The sequence below is a fragment of the [Acidovorax] ebreus TPSY genome (genome assembly GCF_000022305.1).
GTDB lineage: Bacteria > Pseudomonadota > Gammaproteobacteria > Burkholderiales > Burkholderiaceae_C > Diaphorobacter > Diaphorobacter nitroreducens.
Map to the genome: position 1 here is coordinate 310286 of NC_011992.1, position 22607 is coordinate 332892.

Annotated in this window: 20 protein-coding genes and 1 tRNA gene; 14 read left to right on the forward strand and 7 right to left on the reverse strand. The window is 68.2% G+C overall.

The window, feature by feature from the left end; all coding sequences use genetic code 11:
• Nucleotides 1-9: 9 nt before the first annotated feature.
• The 7 genes from atpG (at nt 10) to pdeM (ending at nt 9409) form a co-directional block, all read left to right on the forward strand.
• Nucleotides 10-876, forward strand: coding sequence for a F0F1 ATP synthase subunit gamma (gene atpG, locus DTPSY_RS01490; RefSeq protein ID WP_011803771.1), 867 nt, complete (start codon nt 10-12; stop codon nt 874-876).
• 42 nt (nt 877-918) lie between these two features.
• Nucleotides 919-2325 carry a F0F1 ATP synthase subunit beta gene (atpD, locus tag DTPSY_RS01495; RefSeq protein ID WP_012655377.1) on the forward strand — a complete coding sequence of 469 codons (1407 nt, stop codon included), beginning with the start codon at nt 919-921 and terminating at the stop codon, nt 2323-2325.
• A gap of 75 nt (nt 2326-2400) precedes the next feature.
• Nucleotides 2401-2817 carry a F0F1 ATP synthase subunit epsilon gene (locus tag DTPSY_RS01500; protein WP_011803773.1) on the forward strand — a complete coding sequence of 139 codons (417 nt, stop codon included), beginning with the start codon at nt 2401-2403 and terminating at the stop codon, nt 2815-2817.
• 130 nt (nt 2818-2947) lie between these two features.
• A complete protein-coding gene (locus DTPSY_RS01505; RefSeq protein WP_012655378.1) occupies nt 2948-4048 on the forward strand; it encodes a ligase-associated DNA damage response exonuclease in 1101 nt (366 codons plus the stop codon).
• Nucleotides 4048-5727: an ATP-dependent DNA ligase gene (locus tag DTPSY_RS01510; protein WP_012655379.1), complete on the forward strand. Its 1680-nt coding sequence runs from the start codon at nt 4048-4050 to the stop codon at nt 5725-5727. The genes DTPSY_RS01505 and DTPSY_RS01510 overlap by 1 nt, the downstream gene beginning before the upstream one ends.
• A gap of 91 nt (nt 5728-5818) precedes the next feature.
• Complete coding sequence (locus DTPSY_RS01515; protein WP_012655380.1) at nt 5819-8731, forward strand: ligase-associated DNA damage response DEXH box helicase; 2913 nt, start codon at nt 5819-5821, stop codon at nt 8729-8731.
• A gap of 3 nt (nt 8732-8734) precedes the next feature.
• The gene (gene pdeM, locus DTPSY_RS01520) at nt 8735-9409 is read left to right on the forward strand and encodes a ligase-associated DNA damage response endonuclease PdeM (protein ID WP_012655381.1); all 675 of its coding nucleotides are present in this window, start codon (nt 8735-8737) and stop codon (nt 9407-9409) included.
• Between the two features lie 48 nt (nt 9410-9457).
• On the opposite strand, the gene DTPSY_RS01525 is transcribed toward pdeM, so the two are convergent.
• The 3 genes from DTPSY_RS01525 to DTPSY_RS01535 are packed head-to-tail and all read right to left on the reverse strand — an operon-like array spanning nt 9458 to nt 11570.
• On the reverse strand, nt 9458-10009 hold the full coding sequence (locus tag DTPSY_RS01525; RefSeq protein WP_012655382.1) for a TPM domain-containing protein: 552 nt from the start codon (nt 10007-10009) through the stop codon (nt 9458-9460).
• Nucleotides 10010-10034: 25 nt separating this feature from the next.
• On the reverse strand, nt 10035-10943 hold the full coding sequence (locus DTPSY_RS01530) for a TPM domain-containing protein (protein ID WP_012655383.1): 909 nt from the start codon (nt 10941-10943) through the stop codon (nt 10035-10037).
• Between the two features lie 21 nt (nt 10944-10964).
• On the reverse strand, nt 10965-11570 hold the full coding sequence (locus DTPSY_RS01535) for a LemA family protein (protein ID WP_012655384.1): 606 nt from the start codon (nt 11568-11570) through the stop codon (nt 10965-10967).
• Between the two features lie 144 nt (nt 11571-11714).
• On the opposite strand from DTPSY_RS01535, the gene DTPSY_RS01540 reads away from it, so the two are divergent.
• From DTPSY_RS01540 to DTPSY_RS01550, 3 genes are all read left to right on the forward strand, one after another.
• Entirely contained in the window at nt 11715-12164 is a 450-nt protein-coding gene (locus DTPSY_RS01540) for a YybH family protein (protein WP_011803781.1), read from the forward strand.
• 72 nt (nt 12165-12236) lie between these two features.
• The gene (locus tag DTPSY_RS01545) at nt 12237-13241 is read left to right on the forward strand and encodes a YheT family hydrolase (RefSeq protein WP_012655385.1); all 1005 of its coding nucleotides are present in this window, start codon (nt 12237-12239) and stop codon (nt 13239-13241) included.
• Between the two features lie 40 nt (nt 13242-13281).
• Nucleotides 13282-13821 (forward strand): DUF2946 family protein, encoded by a 540-nt coding sequence (locus DTPSY_RS01550; protein WP_012655386.1) that lies wholly within the window; start codon nt 13282-13284, stop codon nt 13819-13821.
• Between the two features lie 76 nt (nt 13822-13897).
• Here the strand turns inward: DTPSY_RS01550 and DTPSY_RS01555 are convergent, their stop codons facing one another.
• From DTPSY_RS01555 to DTPSY_RS01570, 4 genes are all read right to left on the reverse strand, one after another.
• Entirely contained in the window at nt 13898-14437 is a 540-nt protein-coding gene (locus DTPSY_RS01555; RefSeq protein WP_012655387.1) for a c-type cytochrome, read from the reverse strand.
• Nucleotides 14438-14557: 120 nt separating this feature from the next.
• A complete protein-coding gene (locus tag DTPSY_RS01560; RefSeq protein WP_012655388.1) occupies nt 14558-16003 on the reverse strand; it encodes an efflux transporter outer membrane subunit in 1446 nt (481 codons plus the stop codon).
• Between the two features lie 24 nt (nt 16004-16027).
• Nucleotides 16028-19174: an efflux RND transporter permease subunit gene (locus tag DTPSY_RS01565; protein ID WP_012655389.1), complete on the reverse strand. Its 3147-nt coding sequence runs from the start codon at nt 19172-19174 to the stop codon at nt 16028-16030.
• Between the two features lie 18 nt (nt 19175-19192).
• The gene (locus tag DTPSY_RS01570) at nt 19193-20503 is read right to left on the reverse strand and encodes an efflux RND transporter periplasmic adaptor subunit (protein WP_012655390.1); all 1311 of its coding nucleotides are present in this window, start codon (nt 20501-20503) and stop codon (nt 19193-19195) included.
• Nucleotides 20504-20674: 171 nt separating this feature from the next.
• On the opposite strand from DTPSY_RS01570, the gene DTPSY_RS01575 reads away from it, so the two are divergent.
• The 4 genes from DTPSY_RS01575 (at nt 20675) to DTPSY_RS01590 (ending at nt 22597) form a co-directional block, all read left to right on the forward strand.
• The gene (locus tag DTPSY_RS01575; protein WP_012655391.1) at nt 20675-21295 is read left to right on the forward strand and encodes a TetR family transcriptional regulator; all 621 of its coding nucleotides are present in this window, start codon (nt 20675-20677) and stop codon (nt 21293-21295) included.
• A gap of 54 nt (nt 21296-21349) precedes the next feature.
• Nucleotides 21350-21425, forward strand: a tRNA-Arg gene (locus tag DTPSY_RS01580).
• A gap of 168 nt (nt 21426-21593) precedes the next feature.
• On the forward strand, nt 21594-21923 hold the full coding sequence (locus tag DTPSY_RS01585) for a KGG domain-containing protein (protein ID WP_012655392.1): 330 nt from the start codon (nt 21594-21596) through the stop codon (nt 21921-21923).
• A 212-nt stretch (nt 21924-22135) separates the two neighbouring features.
• Complete coding sequence (locus tag DTPSY_RS01590) at nt 22136-22597, forward strand: hypothetical protein (protein WP_012655393.1); 462 nt, start codon at nt 22136-22138, stop codon at nt 22595-22597.
• Nucleotides 22598-22607 lie beyond the last annotated feature (10 nt).

The following is a 22607-nucleotide window of genomic DNA, read 5'->3' on the forward strand; positions in this document are numbered from 1 at the left end:
GGAACCATCATGGCAGCAGGTAAGGAAATACGCGGCAAGATCAAATCGGTGGAAAACACCAAGAAGATCACCAAGGCCATGGAAATGGTGGCCGCGTCCAAGATGCGCAAGGCGCAAGACCGCATGCGTGCCGCCCGACCCTATGCCGAGAAGGTGCGCAACATTGCCGCCCACCTCGGCGAGGCCAACCCTGAGTACGTGCACCCTTTCATGAAGGCGAACGATGCGAAGGCGGCTGGCATTATTGTCGTGACGACCGACAAGGGCCTGTGCGGAGGTATGAACACCAACGTGCTGCGCGCCGTCACCACCAAGCTGCGCGAACTGCAGTCTACGGGTGTCGATGTGCAGTCGGTGGCTATTGGCAACAAGGGGTTGGGCTTCCTCAACCGCGTGGGTGCCAAGGTCGTGGCGCATGCCACCGGGCTGGGCGATACGCCGCACCTGGACAAGCTGATCGGACCGGTGAAGGTGCTGCTGGATGCTTACGCGGAAGGCAAGATCAACGCGGTGTACCTCAGCTACACCAAGTTCATCAACACCATGAAGCAGGAATCGGTGGTGGAGCAGTTGCTGCCCCTGTCGTCCGAGCAGATGCAGGCCCAGAAGACCGGCCATGGTTGGGATTACATCTACGAGCCTGACGCGCAGAGCGTGATCGACGAACTGCTGGTGCGCTATGTCGAGTCGCTGATCTACCAGGCAGTGGCAGAGAACATGGCCTCGGAGCAGTCCGCGCGCATGGTGGCCATGAAGGCCGCCACCGACAACGCCGGTAACGTCATCAACGAGCTCAAGCTGGTCTACAACAAGACGCGCCAAGCGGCGATCACGAAAGAACTTTCGGAGATCGTTGCAGGTGCCGCGGCAGTCTGACGCCGCCTTCGGGTCTCGGTTTAAATTTTTGGAGCAAATCAAATGGCTCAAGTGCAAGGCAAGATTGTTCAATGTATCGGCGCCGTGGTGGACGTGGAGTTCCCGCGCGACCAGATGCCCAAGGTGTATGACGCCCTGAAGCTCGAGGGCTCGCCCCTGACGCTGGAAGTGCAGCAGCAGCTGGGCGACGGCGTGGTGCGTACCATTGCGCTCGGTTCTTCGGACGGCCTCAAGCGTGGCCTGATGGTCACGAACACCGGCAACCCCATCACCGTGCCCGTGGGCAAGGCCACGCTGGGCCGCATCATGGACGTGCTGGGCAACCCCATCGACGAGCGCGGCCCCGTGGACCAGAGCCTGACGGCTTCCATCCACCGCAAGGCCCCCGCTTATGACGAGCTGAGCCCTTCGCAGGAACTGCTCGAGACCGGCATCAAGGTGATCGACCTGGTGTGCCCGTTCGCCAAGGGCGGCAAGGTGGGTCTGTTCGGTGGTGCCGGCGTGGGCAAGACCGTGAACATGATGGAGCTCATCAACAACATCGCCAAGGCGCACTCGGGTCTGTCCGTGTTCGCTGGCGTGGGTGAGCGTACCCGTGAGGGCAACGACTTCTACCACGAGATGGCCGACTCCGGCGTCGTGAATCTGGAGAACCTGGGCGAGTCCAAGGTGGCCATGGTCTACGGCCAGATGAACGAGCCCCCGGGCAACCGTCTGCGCGTGGCCCTGACCGGCCTGACCATCGCCGAGTCCTTCCGCGACGAAGGCCGCGACGTGCTGTTCTTCGTGGACAACATCTACCGTTACACGCTGGCCGGTACCGAAGTGTCCGCCCTGCTGGGCCGGATGCCTTCCGCCGTGGGCTACCAGCCGACGCTGGCCGAGGAAATGGGCCGTCTGCAAGAGCGTATTACCTCGACCAAGGTCGGGTCCATCACGTCCATTCAGGCCGTGTACGTGCCTGCTGACGACTTGACCGACCCGTCGCCTGCCACCACCTTCGCCCACCTGGACTCCACCGTGGTGCTGTCGCGTGACATCGCCGCTCTGGGTATCTACCCTGCCGTGGACCCGCTGGACTCCACCAGCCGCCAGCTGGACCCGCAGGTCGTGGGTGAAGAGCACTACCAAGTGGCCCGCCAAGTGCAGGGTACCCTGCAGCGCTACAAGGAACTGCGCGACATCATCGCCATTCTGGGTATGGACGAGCTGGCCCCCGAGGACAAGCTTGTCGTGGCCCGTGCCCGCAAGATCCAGCGTTTCCTGTCGCAGCCGTTCCACGTGGCCGAGGTGTTCACGGGCTCGCCTGGCAAGTACGTGCCGCTGTCCGAGACCATCCGCGGCTTCAAGATGATCGTGGCTGGCGAATGCGACCACCTGCCCGAGCAGGCCTTCTACATGGTTGGCACCATCGACGAAGCCTTCGAAAAGGCGAAGAAGGTGGCCTGATGGTCCGAAGGCCGGCCCCGCGTCCGGCCCTCGTGAGCCCCACAGGCTTGCCATTCCCTTTTTCTAGGAGCAAAGATGAACACCATCCATGTTGATGTGGTCAGTGCCGAAGAGTCCATCTTCTCCGGCGAGGCGCGCTTCGTCGCGCTGCCCGGCGAAGCGGGCGAATTGGGCATCTATCCGCGCCACACGCCACTCATCACCCGCATCAAGCCGGGTTCGGTGCGCATCGAATTGCCTGACGGCAATGAAGAGTTCGTTTTCGTGGCCGGTGGCATTCTGGAAGTGCAGCCCGACTGCGTGACCGTGCTGTCCGACACCGCCATCCGTGGCCGTGACCTGGACGACCAGAAGGCGCAGGAAGCCAAGGCTGCGGCCGAGGAAGCCCTGAAGAACGCCAAGAGCGAGATCGATCTGGCCCGCGCCCAGTCCGAGCTGGCCGTGATGGCAGCGCAGATTGCCGCGCTGCGCAAGTTCCGCCAGAAGCGCTGATCGACTGATCGCCTTCCATCGCAAAAGCCGCCTTCGGGCGGCTTTTGTCGTTATGGGTGGGCCCGCTATGGCGCTCGTCCATCGGCGCCGTCTGACGCCAGCCAGGCCCAACGCGACGCTAGCATGGGCCATGGTCAACCCTTTGGCAGAGTCCGCGGCAGACGCCCTGGTGGTAGCGCGCCCCGAAGGGCTGTATTGTCCACCGGGTGGCTTTTACATCGACCCCTGGCGGCCGGTGGACCGGGCCGTCATCACCCATGGCCATGGCGACCACGCGCGGCGCGGGCATGGACACTACCTGGCGCACGAGCACAGTGCGGGTGTCCTGCGCGGTCGGCTGGGGGCGGACATCGCTTTGCAGACGCTGGCTTACGGCGAACCCCTGCACCACAACGGCGTGCGCATCTCACTGCACCCTGCGGGCCATGTGCTGGGCTCGGCCCAGGTGCGGCTGGAGCACGGCGGTCGCGTGTGGGTGGCCTCGGGTGACTACAAGCTGGAGGCCGACGGCACCTGCGCGCCGTTCGAGCCCGTGCGCTGCGACACGTTCATCACCGAATCCACCTTCGGCCTGCCCATCTACCGTTGGCCCGCCCAGGCCGTCCTGCAAGCCCAGATCAACGACTGGTGGCGTTCCAACGCGGCCATGCGCCGCCCTTCGGTGCTGTTTTGCTACGCGTTCGGCAAGGCGCAGCGCATCCTGCATGGCGTAGATGCCAGCATTGGTCCGCTGCTCATGCATGGCGCGGTGGAGCCCCTCAATGCCGCTTACCGCGCCGCCGGCGTGCGCCTGCCGCCCACGCAGGGGGCCACCGACGCGTCACTGGATGCCGCGACGCGCGAGACCGCGCTGGTGCTGGCGCCGCCCTCAGCGCAAGGCACTCCATGGATGCGCCGCTTCCCACGCCACGCCGATGCCTTTGCCAGCGGCTGGATGCAGCTGCGCGGCACGCGTCGCCGCCGCGGGGTAGATCGTGGTTTCGTGCTCTCCGATCACGCAGACTGGCCGGGCCTGCAGCAGGCGATTGCCGCCACGGGGGCCGAGCGCGTGTTCGTCACCCACGGCAGCGTGGCCGTCATGGTGCGCTGGCTGCGCGAGCAAGGGCTGGATGCCCAGGCTTTCGCCACCGAATACGGCGACGAGGACGAGGCCGCGCCGACCGACGCGCCAACTGCAGCGCCCACTGCACCGGAAGGCGACGCAGGCGACGCGGCCGGAGGCACCTCCTGATGCAGGCCTTTGCCGCGCTCTACCAGGCGTTGGATGCCAGCACGTCCAGCCTCGCCAAGCAGGCCGCGCTGCGCGACTATCTGCGGGGTGCGCCACCCGAGGATGCCGCCTGGGCCGTCTACTTCCTCGCGGGTGGCAAACCACGCCAACTCGTGCCCACCAAGCTGCTGCGCGCGGTGGCGCGCGAGGCGGCGGGGTTGCCGGAATGGCTGTTCGACGAAAGCTACGAGGCTGTGGGCGATCTGGCCGAGACCATCGCACTGCTGTTGCCCCCGCCCACGCAGGCTCACGCCCTGGGGCTGGCCGCATGGATGCGCGAACACCTCTTGCCGCTGCGCGGCCTGGCGCCCGACACCCAGGCTGAACGACTGGGTGCGCAATGGGCGCGGCTGGCGCCCGAGGAGCGGCTGGTGTACTTCAAGCTCATCACGGGGGCCTTCCGCGTGGGCGTGTCGCGCTTGCAGGTCACGCAGGCGCTCGCGGCCGTGAGCGGCGTGGACGCCAAGCGCATCGCCCAGCGCCTCATGGGCTACACCCACGTGGGCGCGCAGCCCGGGGCGGCTGACTACCAGCGCCTCGTGGCGCCCGAGGGAGACAGTGCGGGCGCGCAGGCTGCGGAGGCCCAGGGCCATCCCTATCCCTTCTTTCTGGCGCACCCGCTGCAACTGCCGGTGGCGCAGTTTGACGCCGCGCTCGGCCCGCCGGCGGACTGGATCGTGGAATGGAAGTGGGACGGCATCCGCGCCCAGCTCGTGCGGCGCGCTGGCGCCACTTGGCTGTGGTCGCGCGGGGAGGAGTTGGTGACCGATCGCTTCCCCGAGCTGCAGGCGTTGGGCGACGAAGCCCTGCCCGACGGCACGGTGCTCGACGGCGAGATCGTCGTCTGGCAGCCCGCGCGAGCGGATGCGCCGGCGCAGCCGCGCCCGTTTGCCGACCTGCAAAAGCGCATCGGCCGCAAGTCGCTGGGCTCCAAGCTGCTGCGCGAGGTGCCCGTAGTGCTGTTGGCCTACGACCTGCTGGAGGAGCACGGCCAGGACCTGCGCGGCCTGCCGCTGCAGGCGCGGCGCGCGCGGCTGGACGCGCTGCTGGCGCGCACCGACCACCCGGCGCTGGTGCCCAGCCCGGTGCTGCAGGGACAGAGCTGGGCCGAACTGGCACGCCTGCGGGACAGTGCGCGTGCCCTGGGCGTGGAGGGCATGATGCTCAAAAGGCGCACGGCGCACTATGGTGTGGGCCGCACCCGGGACGTGGGCATCTGGTGGAAGTGGAAGATCGACCCGATGAGCGTGGACGCCGTGCTCATTTATGCGCAGCGCGGCCACGGGCGCCGCGCCAGCCTGTACAGCGACTACACGTTCGCCGTGTGGAGTGCGCCGCAGGGCACCGAGGGGCGCACGCTGGTGCCGTTTGCCAAGGCGTATTCGGGCCTGACCGATGCCGAGATGGCGAGGGTGGACGCCATCATCCGCAAGACCACGGTGGAGAGCTTCGGCCCGGTGCGCAGCGTGCGGCCCACGCTGGTGTTCGAGCTGGGCTTTGAGGGCATAGCGCGCAGCGCGCGGCACAAGAGCGGCATCGCCGTGCGCTTCCCGCGCATGCTGCGCTGGCGTGAGGACAAGCCGGTGGACGAAGCCGATTCGCTGGATACGCTGGCGGCGCTGTTGCCTGCTACGTCATGATCTGGCGCTATGAATACAAGAGCTGTTGGCGCTGGATGGATGGGCGCTGCAGGCGATTTTCCCTCGAAACGCCATGGCCCGTGCGGCGGCAATGCCTTGGCTGCGCGGTGCAACGGGGGGTGCCGTGACCGCCCCGCGCTTCCCCCTCGCAACCGGCTGGCTGGCCACGCGCGGCTGGGCGCCGTTTGCCTTCCAGCGCCAGGTGTGGCGCGCCATCGCGCAGGGACGCTCGGGCCTGCTGCACGCCACCACGGGCGCCGGCAAGACTTATGCGGTGTGGCTCGGGGCGCTGCAGGCCTTTGCGGACTGGGAGTCAAAACGGCCTGTAGCGCCCGTCCATCCGGCGGTACACGCTATAAATAACGAAGCAGCACCGCGGACCGCACCACTCACCGTGGTGTGGATCACGCCCATGCGCGCGCTGGCCGCCGACACGCTGCGTGCGCTGGCGGCGCCGCTGCAGGCCCTGGCCGCACAGCATGCCGGCCTGGCGCGCTGGAGCCTGGGCGCACGCACGGGCGATACCGGCAGCGCCGAACGCAGCGCCCAGGCGCGGCGTCTGCCGACGGTGCTCGTGACCACCCCCGAAAGCCTGTCGCTGCTGCTGGCGCGCGCGGACGCGCGCGAGCAACTGGCCCGCGTGCGTCTGGTGGTGGCGGATGAATGGCACGAGCTGCTGGGCAACAAACGCGGCGTGCAGGTGCAGTTGGCGCTGGCGCGGCTCGCGGGCTGGAACCCGCAGCTCATGGTCTGGGGCATGTCGGCCACGCTGGGCAACCTGCCCGAGGCCATGCAGACGCTGCTGGGCCGGGAAGGCGGCACGCTGGTGCGCGGCCGCGTGGAAAAGCGCCTGGTGGTGGACACCCTGCTGCCCGAGCGGCCCGAGCGCTTCACCTGGGCTGGCCACCTGGGCCTGGCCATGCTGCCGGCGGTGGTGCGCGCGCTGGAGGAGTCGCCCGGCACCACGCTGGTGTTCGTCAACGTGCGCTCGCAGGCCGAGCAGTGGTACCAGGCGCTGCTGGACGCGCGGCCGGACTGGGCGGGGCAGATCGCCATCCACCACGGCTCGCTGGACCGCGGTGTGCGCGAATGGGTGGAAGCGGGGCTCAAGAGCGGCAGCCTGCGCGCCGTGGTCTGCACCAGCAGCCTGGACCTGGGTGTGGACTTTCTGCCGGTGCAGCGCGTGCTGCAGATCGGCTCGGCCAAGGGCGTGGCGCGCCTGCTGCAGCGCGCCGGCCGCTCGGGCCACGCACCGGGGCGGCCCTCGCGCATCACGCTGGTGCCCACGCACAGCCTGGAGTTGGTGGAGGCCGCCGCCGCGCGCGCTGCGGTGCATGCCGAACGGGTGGAAAAGCGCGTCTCGCCACACCAGCCCGTCGACGTGCTGGTGCAGCACCTGGCCACGGTGGCGCTGGGCGGGGGCTTCGAGCCCGAGGCACTGTATGCCGAAGTGCGCCGCACGACCGCGTACCGCACGCTGCCGCGCGGCGTGTGGCAGTGGTGCCTGGACTTCGTTGCGCGTGGCGGCAGCGCCCTGGCGGCCTACCCGGACTACCGCCGTGTCGTGCCGGACGAGAACGGTGTGTGGCGCCTGCCCGACGCGCGCCTGGCGCGCCGCCACCGCGCCAACATCGGCACCATCGTGAGCGATGCCAGCATGCAGGTGCAGATCCTGCAGGGCGCTCGCCTGGGCGCGGTGGAAGAGGGCTTCATCGCGCGGCTGTCGCCGGGCGACTGCTTCGTGTTCGCAGGGCAGGTGCTGGAACTGGTGCGCACGCGCGAGATGACCGCCTTCGTGCGGCGCGCGCCGGGGCGGCAGCCCACGGTGCCGCGCTGGAACGGCTCGCGCATGCCGCTGTCCACCGTGCTGGCCGACTACGTGGTGCAACAGCTCGCGCAGGCGGGGCGGGGCCGCTACGCCAGCCCCGAGCTGCGCGCCGTGCGCCCGCTGCTGGAGGTGCAGCGCCGCTGGTCCGCCCTGCCCACGCCGGGCACGCTGCTGGCCGAGACGCTGCACACGCGCGAGGGCTGGCACCTGTTCCTCTACCCGTTTGCCGGCCGGCATGCGCACATCGGGCTGGCCAGCCTGTTCGCCTGGCGCGCGGCCCAGGGGGTACCGGGCACCTTCTCGATCGCGGTGAACGACTATGGATTGGAGCTGCTGTCCGCCACAGAACGCGACTGGCCGGCCTTGCTGCCCGACCTGCTGCGCACCGACGCCGCCGCGCCGCAGGCCGCCCGGCAGGCGCACGGCCTGGCGCCCGACGAGGCGCTGGCCATTCGCAACACTGCCAACGCCACGGCGCCCGAGGGGGTGCCGCAAGAGCGTGACGCGCGCGCAGCGTTGCTGCACGAGGTGCTGGCCAGCCTCAACGCCACCGAAATGGCGCGCCGGCGCTTTCGCGAGATTGCGCGCGTGGCGGGGCTCATCTTTCAAAGCCACCCAGGCGAGCAGCGCAGCGCGCGCCAGCTGCAGGCGTCTTCCCAGTTGTTCTTCGAGGTCTTTCGGCGTTATGACGCGGGCAACCTGCTGCTGCGCCAGGCCGATCAGGAAGTGCTGAGCCAGGAGCTGGACGTGGCACAGCTGCTGGCGGCGCTCACACGCATGCAGGCGCAGCAGCTCATGGTGCGGCCCCTCGTGCGACCCGGGCCGCTGGCCTTTCCGCTGATGGTGGAGCGCTTTCGCGAGCAGCTCAGCAACGAGGCGCTGGCCGACCGCATCGCGCGCATGCTGGGCGACATGGAAGCCGCCGCCAGCGCGCGCAAACCCGTACCGGCCCCGCCGGTGCAGGACGTCGTGCCTCCTGACCCGCCGCGCCGCCGGCGCGCCGCCCCCCCGGCCGCGCCACCGCGGCAGGAAGCATCGTCCGCCGTCACCGACGCACTGCGCTGCACGCTGGACTTTGCCGATGCCTCCGAGGGCACGGGCGCCGCGCCGGCCGCGGCGCGGGGCCGTTCTCCACGCCGCGCGCGCAAGCCTTCGCGCCCGTTGCCGCGCCTGTGACCCATGCACGCGCCTGATCTGCCCGCCGACCTGGCCGTGGACCTGGCCGGCACCACCGTGTGGCTGTTGCCCGAGCGCGCGCTGTGGTGGCCGGAGGGCGCCATGCTGTGCCTGGCCGACCTGCACCTGGGCAAGGCCGCCACCTTCCGCGCGCGCGGCCTGCCCGTGCCCGCGGGCACCACGCAGGGCAACCTGGATCGGCTGGCGCAGTTGCTGGCGCGCCACCCCGGCGTGCAGCGCCTGGTGGTGCTGGGCGACTTCCTGCATGCGGCCGAGGCCCACGCGCCCGCGCTGTTGCGCGCGTTGGCCGCTTGGCGCGAGGACCATGCGGCACTGGAACTGGTGCTGGTGCGCGGCAACCACGACCGCCACGCGGGCGACCCACCGGCGTGGCTGCGCGCGCGCATCGTGGAGGAGCCTTGGTCTCTGGGACCTTTCGCCTGCTGCCACCATCCACAGCACCGCGCGGGGCAGTGGGTGCTGGCCGGGCACCTGCACCCCACGGCCGTGCTGTACGGCGGCGGGCGCGATGCGCTGCGCATGCCCTGTTTCGTGGCGGAGCCGGGCCTGCTGGTGTTGCCGGCCTTTGGCGAGTTCACCGGCGGCCATGCCGTGCCCGCCGCGCCGGGGCGCCAGCGCTTCGCGGTGGGGGCGGGGCGCGTCTGGGCGCTGCCCTGAAGGAGTGATCGAAAAGGGAGTTCCGCCTCGCAAGGCGTGCTCTGGTACTCAGTCCACCGTGCCCGGGATGACGGGGGCGTCGGGCAGCTCGTTCGGCCGGTCCACGCCCTCGGTGGCCGGGAAGTGCTCCACGAGCAGCGCAGAGACCTCGCTCAGCGCCTGGGTCAGACCGTCCTCGTGCCGGCCTTGGCGGAAGGCCTCGGCCATGTGCGACACCATGCTGCGCCATGTCGCCGGGGGCACGCGGCGCGCCAGAGCGCGGTCGGCCACGATCTCGATGGCATGCTCGGCCAGCATCAGGTAGATGAGCACGCCGTTGTTGTGTTCGGTGTCCCACACACGCAGCTTGCCGAACTGCGTGACCGCGCGCTCGCGCGCCGTGGCGCCGCGCCACAGGTACGACAGCGGCAGGCCGCCTTCCACGCAGATGCGGATCTGGCCGGTGTGGCGGCGCTCGCTGGCGGCCACGCGCTGGCCCAGGCGCTCCAGCACCTCGGGTGGCAGGGCCTGGTGCAGGCCGCCGTCGGACCAACGGTGCCGCAGCAGCCGCGCCAGGCGCGCCAGCACGCCGGAAGGTGGGGATGAAGAGGGTGTGACCATGGTGTTTCGCTCTGTGCTTGCCGCCCTACCAGTCGCCCGATGCACCGCCGCCGCCGAAATCTCCGCCGCCGCCCGAGCCGAATCCACCACCGCCTCCACCGCCCCAGCCACCGCCGTGACCGCCTCCCCAGCCGCCACCGCCGCCGTGCCACACCACGGGGCCGCCGCGGCCCGCAAAGATCCAGGTGTAGAGCAGCGCCAGCAGCCCCGCGCCACCCGCCAGCAGCAGGCTGGAGGTGACGATGAAGGCCAGGAACCCAGCGCCGCCGCCCATCACCAGGCCGCCCAGGCGCTGGCCGAACAGCCGGCGCACCACGGGGCCCGCCACCATCACGCCGAAGAAGAGGAAGACGGCCAGGTCTGTCCAGTCAAAGCCCGCGGACGCGCCGCGGCCCTGCCCGTCGCCCTGCTGGCTGCTTTGCGGCGCGGGCAGGTTTTCGCCCGCGATGCGCGCGCCGATTTGCTGCACCGCGGCGTCCAGCCCGCCGGCAAAGTCGCCCTCGCGAAAGCGCGGCTTCATCGCGCCGTCGATGATGCGCGCGGCGGCGATGTCGGGTATGGCGCCTTCCAGCGCCTTGGCCACCTCGATGCGCATGCGCCGGTCGTCCTTGGCCACGACCACCAGCACGCCATCGCCCACGTCCTTGCGGCCGATCTTCCAGGCGTTGCCCACGCGGTTGGCGAAGGCGGCGATGTCCTCGGGCGCGGTGGTGGGCACCATCAGCACCACCACCTGCGAGCCGTGCTGCTGCTCGATGGCGGCCAGCCGCGCCTCCAGCCTCTGGCGCTGCGCGTCGTTCAGCGTGCCGGTCTGGTCGATCACGCGCGCCTGCAGCGCAGGCACCGCGCGCAGCGGCTGCGCGGTGGCGGGGAGGGCTCCGATAGCTACAAGAAATATAGCTATCAGCGCTTGAAGGGCAAGCGCTAGCGGCATATTTTGCTTACAACCCCGATGTCAGGGCTTGGAGGCGGGTGCGGGGCTGGAGAAATCAACCTGGGGCGGCGCAGAGATCTCGGCCTCGTTCGCCACCGTGAAGCTGGGCTTGGGTTCATAGCCGAACACCATGGCCGTGAGGTTGGTGGGGAAGCTGCGTGCGAGCACGTTGTACTCCTGCACGGTCTGGATGTAGCGGTTGCGTGCCACGGTGATGCGGTTCTCGGTGCCCTCCAGCGTCACGCGCAGGTCGCGGAAGGCCTGGTTGGCCTGCAGCTGCGGGTAACGCTCGGCCACCACCATCAGGCGCGACAGCGCGCTGGACAGCTCGCCCTGCGCCTGCTGGAACTTGTTGAACGCCTCGGGGTTGTTGAGGGTTTCGGGCGTCACCTGGATCGAGGTGGCCTTGGCGCGCGCCTCGATCACCTTGGTCAGCGTCTCCTGCTCGAACGCCGCCTCGCCCTTGACGGTGGCCACGATGTTGGGCACCAGGTCGGCGCGGCGCTGGTACTGGTTGAGCACTTCGCTCCACGCGGCCTTGGACTGCTCGTCCAGGCGCTGGAAGTCGTTGTAGCCGCAGCCCGAGAGGGCCAGCACGGCGGAAAGCATGGCGATGAGTCGTTTCATGGTGAAGAGGCCTTTTCAATGCAGAAGAAAGACGGGCGGCACGGCGCCGCGCATGCCGATCATTGTGCATGCATCGGCCAGGCGCATGACAGGGCCATCGAACGGCACAATACGCGGCTGGGTTGCAACCACCGACACTTCGCCATGCCCCGAACCCCGCTGCGCGCGGCCGCCCTGGCCGGTTCCCCCGACGATCTGGAAGCCGCGTTCTACGACGCCCTGCAAGCCGGCGACGTGGAGCGCGTGATGGCCTGCTGGGCCGACGAGGACGACATCGTCTGCGTGCACCCCGGCGCCGCGCGCCACGTGGGGCCCGCCGCCATCCGCGCGGCGTTCGCCACCTTGCTGCAGCAGGGCGGCCTCAACGTGCATCCCGCGCAGGTGATGCGCGTGCAGGCCCTGGCGAGTGCCGTGCACAGCGTGCTGGAACATGTGCGTGTGATGCTGCCCGACGGTCCGCGCGAGGCCGTGGTACAGGCCACCAACGTCTACCACAAGACCCCGCAAGGCTGGCGCCTGGTGGCGCACCATGCCAGCGCCGCCGGCATGCACGAGGCCGAGGGCGCTGCGCCCGCCGGGCACCTGCTGCATTGATGCCAAGCCTTTGATGGGCTGGTTTATGGGTCAAATGGGCCTCTAGCACAATACCAGCAAGCGCTGCCAGCTATGAAATATGAAGCGCCTTGGTGGCTGCCCGGCGGCCATGCACAGACCATCTGGCCCGCGCTGTGGGCGCGGCGCACGCTGGGGCCGCCGCCGGCCTATGTGCGCGAGCGCTGGCTGGCGCCCGACGGCGACTTCGTGGACGTGGACTTCCTGCGGCCGTGTGCCGCGGCGGGCGCGGCCCCCGCGCCGCTGCTGGTGCTGTTCCATGGACTGGAAGGCTCGTCGCGCAGCCACTATGCGCAGGCCTTCGCCGGCGTGGCCCGCGAGCGCGGCTGGGGTTTTGCCGTGCCGCATTTTCGCGGCTGCAGCGGCGAGATCAACCGCGCGCCGCGCGCCTACCATTCGGGCGACCATGAAGAGATCGACTGGATCCTCCGGCGCCTGGCCGGGTTGCAGCGGACCGGCGGTGGGGCGCGGGCGCCGCTGCTGGCCGTGGGGGTGTCGCTGGGCGGCAATGCGCTGATGCGCTGGGCCGGCGAGCAGGGCGGCAGCGCGCTCGCCAGCGCGGACGCCATCGCCAGCGTGTGCGCTCCGCTGGACCTGGCGGCCGGCGGCCACGCCATCGGGCGGGGCTTCAACCGGCAGGTGTACACGCGCATGTTCCTGCGCACCATGGTGCCCAAGGCGCTGGCCAAGCTGGCGCAGTACCCCGGCCTGTTCGACCGCGCGGCCCTGCTGGCCGCGCGCGATCTGCACGCTTTTGACGACATCTTCACCGCGCCGCTGCACGGCTTTCGCGATGCGGACGACTACTGGCGCCGCGCGTCGGCCAAGCCGCTGCTGCCTGCGGTGCGCGTGCCGGCGCTGCTGGTCAATGCGCGCAACGATCCCTTCGTGCCCGGCGCCAGCCTGCCGCGCGACGGTGAGGTGGCGCCCGTGGTCACGCTCTGGCAGCCGGCGCATGGCGGCCACGTCGGCTTTGCGCAGGGCGGCTGGCCCGGCCATGTGCGCGCCCTGCCCGAAGCCGTGGCTGCCTGGCTGGCCGACCACGCGGCGCTGGGGTGAATACCTGCGGGGGCGCGGACGAGGGCGCACAATCGCTGTCATGGATGACATCGTCAAGCAGGCCATCGCCAAATGGCCCAACGTGCCGGCCTGCTACGGCTGGCTGGGGCTGGATGCGCGCGGCCACTGGTACCTGCGCGATGACGCCGTGCAGTTACAGGGCGGCTTCGCCGTGGCGCGCGGAACGCGGCTGGAGCATGCCAAGCTGATCGAATTCATCCACCGCAACTATGAGGCGGATGGTGAAGGCCGCTGGTTCTTCCAGAACGGACCGCAGCGCGTCTATGTGGAACTGGAGGCCACACCGCTGATCTGGCGTCTGGGCGCCGACGGCGAGCCCGTGGCGCACACCGGCCGGCCGGCCGGTCGGGCGAATGAGTGCCTGGTGGACGAGGCCGGCCGCGTGTACCTGGCCTGCACCGCCGGCCTGGGCCTGGTGCACAGCCTGGATGTGGAGGCGTTGGCACGCCAGATCGATCAGGGCCGCTGGACGCCACGCGAGGTGCTGGCGGCCGACCTGCCCGGTGCCTACGGCTTTGTGCCGAGCCCGCAGGCGGTTGCGGGCCCACTGCCGGCGTAACGCGCACTGCAGAAAACCCCCGGCCAGAAACCAACAAGCCGGCACGCGGCCGGCTTGTGACGAGGCGAAAAGGGCCTTAGTTGGAGGCAGGTGCGCTCGCAGCGGCCGCGCCGCCTTCGGCGCCGGGACGGTTGGGCTCCTCGAACTTGGCGCCGGCGGCATTGGCCATGTAGGCCACGCCGCGCGCGATCTCGGTGTCGTCGAAGTCGCCGCCACCCTGCGGTGCCATGGCGCCCTTGCCCTTGAGGGCCGATTGCACCAGGGCTTCGAAGCCCGTGGCAATGCGCGGCGCCCAGGCGGCGGCGTCGCCCAGCTTGGGCGCGCCCGCGGCGCCGGTGGCGTGACAGGCGGCACACTGCCCCTGGAAGACGGCTTCGCCTGTGCGCAGCGGGCGGTTGGCGTCGCGCACCTCGACGTTGCCGATCTTCTGGATGCGCTGGGCCACGGCCAGTTCGGGGTTGGCGGAGCCGGCCGCCGGCTTCTTGTCGGCCGTGACGAACAGCACCAGGCCGATGATGGCGAACACCGGGAGCACAAACGCAAAAATGACGGTGACCAGGAGTTGCTTGGGGTTCTTGATCGGTCCGGTATGCGCTTCGTCGTGGGTGTCGCTCATGGGATCCTCTGGTGATTCTGTTGTACTGGGGGCTGAAGGGAAAAGACTTTTCGATTATAGGAGCGCGCTCCACGCCCGCCCGTTGGGGAAAAAACGGGCAGGCGCGCGTCGTGACCTATGTCAGGAGCGTGGGGTCTCTTCGGCGGGAGCGGTCCAGCCGCCGCCCAGCACCTTGTAGAGCGTCACCTGGTTCTGCAGTTGCTGCAGGCGTGTCACCACCAGTGACTGCTGGGTGGCGAACAGCGAGCGCTGCGCATCCAGCAGGTCCAGGTAGCTGGCCACGCCGTTGCGATAGCGCAGGTCCGACAGCTCGAAGCGTTTGGCATCCGCCTGCGCCTGGGCACGCTGGGCGTCGACCTGCTCCTGCAGCGTGGCCTGGCCGGCCAGGGCGTCGGACACCTCGCGGAACGCGGTCTGGATGGACTTCTCGTACTGGGCCACGGCGATTTCGCGGCCCGCGCGCGCGGACTCCAACCCCGCCTGGTTGCGGCCGGCATCGAAGATCGGCAGGGCCAGTTGCGGCGCCAGAGAGAACGCCCACGAGCCGCTCTTGAACAGCCCCGACAGCTCATCGCTCACGGTGCCGAACTGGGCGGTGAGCGAGATGCGCGGGAAAAACGCCGCGCGCGCCGCGCCGATGTTGGCGTTGGCGCCGATCAACTGCTGCTCGGCCATGCGCACGTCCGGGCGGCGCACCAGCAGGTCGGAAGGCAGGCCCGCGGGCAGCGCCTGCATGGGCGTGGCGTCGGCCAGGCGCGAGGAGGGCAGGCTGGCACGGATGTCGTCGGGCAGCGGCTGGCCCAGTAGCAGGACCAGCGCGTTTTCATCGAGCATGCGCTGGCGCTGCTGCTGCGCATAGGTGGCGCGTGCGGCCTGGGCCAGGCTCTCGGCCTGGCGGTTGTCGAGCTCGGAGCTCACGCCGTTCTCCAGGCGCAGGCGTGTGAGCTTGACCGACTCATCGCGCGTTTCCAGCGTGCGACGCGAGATGTCGAGCAGCTCCTCGTCGGCCATCAGTGTGAGCCAGCCCGAGGCCACGGCCGCCACCAGGCTGATCTGCGCCGACTTGCGCGCCTCGTCCGTGGCCAGGTACTGGGCCAGGGCCTGCTCCTTGAGGGCCGCCACGCGCCCGAAGAAGTCGATCTCCCAGGCCGAGATGCCCAAACCCACCTGGAACTGATTGGCGTAGCTGCCCGTGGTCGCGCTGGGTTGGCGCGTGCCGCTGGCGATGGCGTTGACCGTGGGGAACTGGTTGGCGCGCTGGATCTGGAATTGCGCGCGCGCCTGCTCGACATTGAGCATGGCCACGCGCAGGTCGCGGTTGTTGCCCAGGGCCATGCCGATCAGCCGCTGCAGGCGGGGGTCGGTGAAGTATTCCTTCCAGTCGATGTCCGCCGCGGCCCGCGCGGAGGTCGTGGATTCGGCCCCCGCCAGCGGATAGGCCTGCGGCACGGGGGCCGCAGGACGTTCGTAGGTCGGGATGAAGCTGCAGCCCGCCACCAGCGCCGCGGCTAGCAGGGGGGAGAGGGCGCGCGCAGGGCGCGCGCGGTTGAGGGTGTGCGATTGCATAGGTTGTTCTCCTGCCGGCGGGGCTCAGGCCTCGCCGCGGTGTTGGAGTGCCTGCTGGGCGTCATGCTCCTGCTGGCGGCGGCTGCCCTTGAAGAAGCTGCGCACCACCACGAAGAACACGGGCACGAAGACCACGGCCAGCAGCGTGCCGGTGATCATCCCGCCGACCACACCGGTGCCGATGGCGCGCTGGCTGGCCGAGCTCGCGCCGGAGGCCAGATACAGCGGCACGACGCCCAGCGTGAACGCCAGCGAGGTCATGACGATGGGGCGAAAGCGCAGGTGGGCGGCTTCCAGCGCGGCCTCGATGATGTTCTTGCCCTGGGCCTGCAGGTCCTTGGCAAATTCGACGATCAGGATGGCGTTCTTGGCCGACAGACCAATGATGGTCACCAGACCGATCTGGAAGTACACGTCGTTGGCCATGCCGCGCAGCAGCACGCCCAGCACCACGCCCAGCACGCCCAGCGGTACGACCAGCATCACCGAGAACGGAATGGACCAGCTCTCGTACAGCGCCGCCAGGCACAAAAACACCGCCAGCAGCGCGAACGCATACAGCACGAGGGCTTGCGAGCCGGCAAGTTTTTCCTCGCGGGACTGGCCGGTCCACTCAAAGCTAAAGCCTTCGGGTAGCTGGGAGGCAAGGCGCTCCATCTCTGCCATGGCGTCGCCCGTGCTGTAGCCCGGGGCGGCGTCACCGGCGATCTTCATCGACGGATAGCCGTTGTAGCGCACGGTCTGCATGGCGCCGGTGATCCAGCGCGTGGACGCAAACGTGGACAGGGGTAGCACCTGGCCCTTGTCGTTGAGGATAGGGATGTCGAGCACCGACTCGGGCTGCATGCGCGCAAACCCGTCGGCCTGCACCACTACCCGTTGCAGGCGGCCCTGGTTGGGGAAGTCGTTCACGTATGTGGAGCCCAGCGCCGTCGCCAGCGCGCTGGCGATGCGGTCGTAGGACACGCCCAGGGCGTTGGCCTTGTCGCGGTCGATGTCAATCTGCATCTGTGGCGCGTCCTCCATGCCGTCGGGGCGCACGGCGGCGAGCACCTTGCTTTGCGAGGCCATGCCCAGCAGCTGATTGCGTGCCGCCAGTAGCGCATCGTGACCCTTGCTGCCGCGGTCTTGCAGGCGGAAGGTGAAGCCGGACGCCGAGCCCAGTTCGGGGATGGGTGGCGGGCTGAGCGTGAAGATGAACGCATCGCGAAAGCCGCCCAGCGCGCCCATGGCGCGACCGGCCACGGCCTGCGCGGTCTGGTCGGGACCGGGGCGCTCGCTCCAGTCCTTGAGGGTGATGAAGGCCAGGCCGGCGTTTTGCCCCTGACCCGAGAACGAAAAGCCCGAAACGGTGACGATGTCGCGCACTTCAGGCTGTTTGAGCATGAACTCTTCCACCTTGGTCAATGCTGCACGGGTGCGCTCTTGCGAGGCGCCAGGGGGCAGTTGCACGTTGGAGATCAGAAAGCCCTGGTCTTCATTGGGCAGGAACGAGGTCGGCAGACGCATGTACACCACCGCCACCGCGCCCAGCAGCACGGCGTAGATGATCATCATGCGGCCGCTGCGGCGCACGAGCCTGGCCAGAAAGGACTCGTAGCTGTGCGTGGCGTGCTTGAAGGACCGGTTGAACCAGCCAAAGAAGCCTGTTTTGTCGTGGTGTCCCTCGGTCACGGGCTTGAGCAGGGTGGCGCACAGCGCGGGGGTGAGCGACAACGCCAGGAAGGCCGAAAATGCGATGGACGTGGCCATGGTGACCGCGAACTGGCGGTAAATGTTGCCCGTCGAGCCTGCAAAGAAGGCCAGCGGCACGAACACGGACACCAGCACCACGGTCATCCCGATCACGGCGCTGGAGATCTGGCCCATGGCCTTGCGCGTGGCTTGCAGCGGTGGCAGGCCTTCTTCAGCCATGATGCGCTCGACGTTTTCCACGACCACGATGGCGTCGTCCACCACGATGCCGATCACCAGCACCATGCCGAACATGGTCAGCACGTTGATCGAGAACCCCATGGCCAGCAGTGCGCCAAAGGTGCCCAGCAAGGCCACCGGCACCACGATGGTGGGGATGATGGTGTAACGGAAGTTCTGCAGGAACAGGAACATCACCAGAAACACCAGTCCGATCGCTTCAAGCAGGGTATAGACCACTTTTTCGATGGACACCGAGATGAAGGTGGAGGTGTCGTAAGGGATGGTGTAGGCCACGCCCTGCGGGAAGTACCTTTGCAGCTCGGCCAGCTTGGACTTCACGGCGTCGGCCGTGGCCAGCGCATTGGCGCTGGAGGTGAGCTGCACGCCCATGCCCACCGAAGGCGAGCCATTGAGCCGGCCGCTGAAGTTGTAGGTCTGCGCGCCCAGTTCGATGCGCGCCACGTCTTTCAGGCGCACGGTGGAGCCGTCGGTGTTGGCGCGCAGGATGACGTTGCCAAACTCTTCGGGTGTGGACAGCTGGCCCTTCACGACAATGGTGGCCGATATGGTCTGGCCCGCTGGGCTGGGCAGCTCGCCCAGGTTGCCGGCGGACACCTGCACGTTTTGCGCGCGGATGGAGGCATTGACCTGATCCAGCGACAGGTTGAAACCCTTGAGCTTGGCCGGGTCGATCCAGATGCGCATGGCGCGCTCGGAGCCGAACTGCGTCACGCCGCCCACGCCAGGCAGGCGCTGGAGTTCGGGCACCACGTTGCGGGCAGCGTAGTCGTTGAGCGCGTCGATGTTTATGTCCGGGTTGTCGGACGTGAGGATGGAAAACAGCAGAAAGTTGGATCGCGATTTCTCGACGCGCACGCCTTGCTGGGTGACGGCCGCCGGCAGGCGCGGCGTGGCCCGCGACAGGCGGTTTTGCACATCCACCTGGGCCAGGTCGTCGTTGGTGCCGGGCTCGAAGCTCAGCACGATGGTGCCGGTGCCGTTGGCCTGGCTGGTGGTCTCCATGTAGGCCAGGCCGGTGGCGCCGTTCATCTCGCGCTCGATGACGGACAGCACGTTGTCTTCCAGTGTCTGCGCCGTTGCGCCGGGGTAGGCCACGGTCACCTGGATGGTGGGGGGAGCCACGGTGGGGTACTGTGCCACGGGCAGCTGGGTGATCGAGACAGCGCCGATCACCATGATGAAAATTGCGATCACCCACGCGAAGATGGGGCGCTCGATGAAGAACTTGGCCATGTGCCGCGCTCCTGTCTTTTATTGCTTTGCCGCCGCAGGGGCCGGCTGACTGGAGGCCGCCGAAGCGGGGGTGGCGGGCGCTGCCGGCGCGGATGCGGGTGCCGCGGCGGGCTGTTGGGCGGCGCCAGCAGCTTGCCAGGCGACGGGCTTGACAACGATGGGGTCGCCAGGCTTGCCGCGTGGCAGCTTCTGGAATCCGTCCACCATCACCTGCTCACCCGACTTCAGGCCCTCAAGCACCACCCAATGGGCGCCCTGGGCGGGCCCCAGCTTGACCACCCGCGGCGTGACATGGTTGTCCGCGCCCACCACCAGCACTGTGTCGGCCTTGCCCGATCGGGTGACGGCCTGCTGGGGCAGCAAGATGCCGTTGTCCACCTGCGCCTGCTCCAGGCGCACCCGCACATACAGGCCGGGCAGCAGCGAGCGGTCGCTGTTGGGAACCTCGGCACGCAGGGTCACCTGGCCGCTGGTGGCATCCACCGTGAGGTCGGTGAACAGCAGCCGGCCCGCCTGCGGATACACGCTGCCGTCTTCCAGCACCACGCGCACGTTGGCCGCATTGGCACTGGACTGCTTGTACTTGCCGCTGGCCATGGCGGCCTTCAGCTTGATGGCCTCCGAGGCGGACTGCGTGAAGTTGATATACAGGGGGTCGATCTGCTGGATCACCGCCAGCTCGGTGGGTGTGCCCTGGCCCACCAGCGCGCCTTCCGTGACGAGGGCGCGGCCAATGCGGCCGGAAATCGGAGCGGTGACCGTCGCATAGCCCAGGTTGATGCGCGACGTGGTCAGCGCGGCCTTGGCGGCGGCAACATTGGCTTCGGCGGTCTTCTGCGCGGCGACCGCATTGTCGTATTCCTGCTTGCTGATGGCGTTGACGGCCACCAGCGGGCGATAGCGCTCGGCCAGCGCACGGCTTTGCGCCAGGCTCGCCTCGGCCTGGGCCACGCTGGCCTCGGCCTGGGCCACACTGGCCTGGTAGGGCGCGCTGTCGATCAGGAACAGTTGCTGGCCGGCCTTCACATCGCTGCCTTCCCTGAAGAGGCGCTTTTGCAGAATGCCCGCGGCCCGAGCGCGCACTTCGGCAACGCGCGAGGCTTCCAGCCGGCCGGGCAATTCGGTGACCAGCCCGATGTCCCCCGGCTGCACGGTGACCACGCCCACCTCCGGTGCGCGGGGTGATGCGCCCGCGGCGGGGGCGTCGCTTTTCTGACCGCAGGCGCCGAGCGCGAGGGCCGCTGCCAGCGCAACCGCGAGGGCTGCGGGGACAGGGGTACGCTGGAAGGGGCGGATAGCACGGGCTGTTGCGTTGTTCAGGCGAGGCATGGAAATCCTTTGACGGCGGTATGCGTTAGATGTTGTTTGAGACCGGCGGGTGATGCTGACACGGGTAAATGACAGACGCGCAAAGGGGAATGATTATACATACATCCATGAATGTATAATTACTTGGAAAGCGCGGCCGTTGCTGTATCCACGTTTTGGAGGTTCCCATCCATGGCACGACGTACCAAGGAAGATGCAGATGCTACGCGCAACAGCCTTTTGGATGCTGCCGAGCGTGTGTTCTACGAAAAAGGCGTGTCGCGCGCCTCGCTGAGCGACATTGCCCAGGCTGCGGGCGCCACGCGCGGCGCGATCTACTGGCATTTCAAGGACAAAGTGGCCTTGTTCAATGCCATGATGGACCGGGTGACCCACCCGCTGGAGCAGGTGGGCAGCAAGAGCGCCAGCATGGCCACTCTGCCCCCGTTGGAGCGGCTGCGCTCCATGGTGGACTTCGTCCAGCGCACCATCGTCCAGGACGAGCGCACGCGCCGGGTGTTCGAGATCGCGTTGTACCGGGTCGAATACGTCAACGACCTCGCGGCGGTGCGCGACAACCATATCGAAGGCTGTGCAGATTTTTGCGCGCTGATCGAGGGTGAATTGCGTTCGGCGGCAGAAGACCAGAACCTGCAATTGCCGATGGAGCCACACACCGCCGCGATGGGTGTACAGGCGCTGTTCGATGGCCTGCTGCAGTCCTGGTTGCTGACCCATGGACGCTTCGATCTGGTGACCGTCAGCCGAGGCGCCATTGACGCTTATCTGCGGGGGTTGGGTTTTCGTCTGTAGCCACAGCCACGTGCGATAATCCGCCGCTTGTTCGCCATCGGGCGGACTTTCCCAGCGGCTGTAGCTCAGTGGATAGAGTATTGGCCTCCGAAGCCAAGGGTCGTGGGTTCGATCCCCGCCAGCCGCGCCACATTCCCCAACCCTTGTTCCCAAGGGCTTTTTTGTTCCCACCGTCCATTCGTCAAGCCGCGCCTACGGACGGGTAGTCCCTAGCCTACGGTTGGCCCTTTGCAGTCCCCCGACAGTGAACTTCACACGGCAGTTTCCGTGTGACTTGTTCAACTTACCGGAGATGGAAATGGCAAACACCAATCAGGGCAACCAGAACCAAGGCAACCGCAATCAGAGCCAGGGGAGCCGGGACAACAACCAAGGGCAGTCGGGCTCGGGGCGCGGATTTGCCTCGATGGACCCCGACCGCCAGCGCGAGATCGCCGCAGAGGGGGGGCGTGCAGCGCACGCTTCGGGCAACGCCCACGAGTTCACATCGCAGGAAGCCCGCGCTGCGGGAGCCAAGAGCCATGGCGGTGGGGGCAACAACGCCTCTTCCGGCTCGGGTAATACCCGGGGCAGCAGCAGCGAGCAGCAGGCGCGCGCCGGCAGCCAGAGCCACAAGAACGACCGTTGACGTCTGGCACGGGATCGGAGGCCCGCAGTAGGCAGGGCCTTCGATCCAGCCGGTGTCCCGCGCGGGTCGGCACGCGCGCTTGAGCCCCAAGCTGTCAGCCATATAAGCGTGCTCCTACATCCCGTGCGAGGGCATGTCCGCAGGATGAGACGTTTCAAACGTGATCGAACTCTGGTGGATACCGCATCTGGTCCGCACCCATAGGACTACCCATGACCACATCAACTCCCCATCCCTGGGGAACGAATCTGCAAAAAGCCCAGACCTTTCAACCGGATTGGGACAGTTACGTCGTCACGAAGGTCAAGCATGTGCGGGCGGCCTTGCTTTCCGGCATCGACACCTTTAGCGCGGAGGGCTTCACCGTGCCCATGGCCACCGGCTTCATCGAGCTGACGGGGATGCGCGCCGGATCCTTCCGCACGTTTCTGAAGATCGGGTTTTCCGAGTCCAACCGCGTCATGCTGCCGACGTTCCAACTGGTCGACAACGCGGCGGTGGGAACGCTGATCCTGCCTTCCCCCTGCTTTGGCTCCGCGCTCCAGTTCGTCAACAGTCCCATGGCCCATTTCCGCATCGGCGGCGATGGTCGCCGCAACGCGTTGGCAACGGACGTCACGCTGTTGAACAGCGCATTGATCGAAGCCGGCGAACCCGAAGGCATGGAAATCTGAACCCCGGCGC

Coding starts and splice junctions, on each gene's coding strand:
- DTPSY_RS01505 (WP_012655378.1), top strand. CDS start 2,948: ATGGTCAACCCTTTGGCAGAGTCCGCGGCAGACGCCCTGGTGGTAGCG.
- pdeM (WP_012655381.1), top strand. CDS start 8,735: ATGCACGCGCCTGATCTGCCCGCCGACCTGGCCGTGGACCTGGCCGGC.
- DTPSY_RS01545 (WP_012655385.1), top strand. CDS start 12,237: ATGAAATATGAAGCGCCTTGGTGGCTGCCCGGCGGCCATGCACAGACC.
- DTPSY_RS01585 (WP_012655392.1), top strand. CDS start 21,594: ATGGCAAACACCAATCAGGGCAACCAGAACCAAGGCAACCGCAATCAG.
- DTPSY_RS01540 (WP_011803781.1), top strand. CDS start 11,715: ATGCCCCGAACCCCGCTGCGCGCGGCCGCCCTGGCCGGTTCCCCCGAC.
- atpG (WP_011803771.1), top strand. CDS start 10: ATGGCAGCAGGTAAGGAAATACGCGGCAAGATCAAATCGGTGGAAAAC.
- DTPSY_RS01550 (WP_012655386.1), top strand. CDS start 13,282: ATGGATGACATCGTCAAGCAGGCCATCGCCAAATGGCCCAACGTGCCG.
- DTPSY_RS01500 (WP_011803773.1), top strand. CDS start 2,401: ATGAACACCATCCATGTTGATGTGGTCAGTGCCGAAGAGTCCATCTTC.
- DTPSY_RS01565 (WP_012655389.1), bottom strand. CDS start 19,174: ATGGCCAAGTTCTTCATCGAGCGCCCCATCTTCGCGTGGGTGATCGCA.
- DTPSY_RS01525 (WP_012655382.1), bottom strand. CDS start 10,009: ATGGTCACACCCTCTTCATCCCCACCTTCCGGCGTGCTGGCGCGCCTG.
- DTPSY_RS01555 (WP_012655387.1), bottom strand. CDS start 14,437: ATGAGCGACACCCACGACGAAGCGCATACCGGACCGATCAAGAACCCC.
- DTPSY_RS01560 (WP_012655388.1), bottom strand. CDS start 16,003: ATGCAATCGCACACCCTCAACCGCGCGCGCCCTGCGCGCGCCCTCTCC.
- DTPSY_RS01535 (WP_012655384.1), bottom strand. CDS start 11,570: ATGAAACGACTCATCGCCATGCTTTCCGCCGTGCTGGCCCTCTCGGGC.
- DTPSY_RS01575 (WP_012655391.1), top strand. CDS start 20,675: ATGGCACGACGTACCAAGGAAGATGCAGATGCTACGCGCAACAGCCTT.
- DTPSY_RS01530 (WP_012655383.1), bottom strand. CDS start 10,943: ATGCCGCTAGCGCTTGCCCTTCAAGCGCTGATAGCTATATTTCTTGTA.
- atpD (WP_012655377.1), top strand. CDS start 919: ATGGCTCAAGTGCAAGGCAAGATTGTTCAATGTATCGGCGCCGTGGTG.
- DTPSY_RS01570 (WP_012655390.1), bottom strand. CDS start 20,503: ATGCCTCGCCTGAACAACGCAACAGCCCGTGCTATCCGCCCCTTCCAG.
- DTPSY_RS01515 (WP_012655380.1), top strand. CDS start 5,819: ATGCCTTGGCTGCGCGGTGCAACGGGGGGTGCCGTGACCGCCCCGCGC.
- DTPSY_RS01590 (WP_012655393.1), top strand. CDS start 22,136: ATGACCACATCAACTCCCCATCCCTGGGGAACGAATCTGCAAAAAGCC.
- DTPSY_RS01510 (WP_012655379.1), top strand. CDS start 4,048: ATGCAGGCCTTTGCCGCGCTCTACCAGGCGTTGGATGCCAGCACGTCC.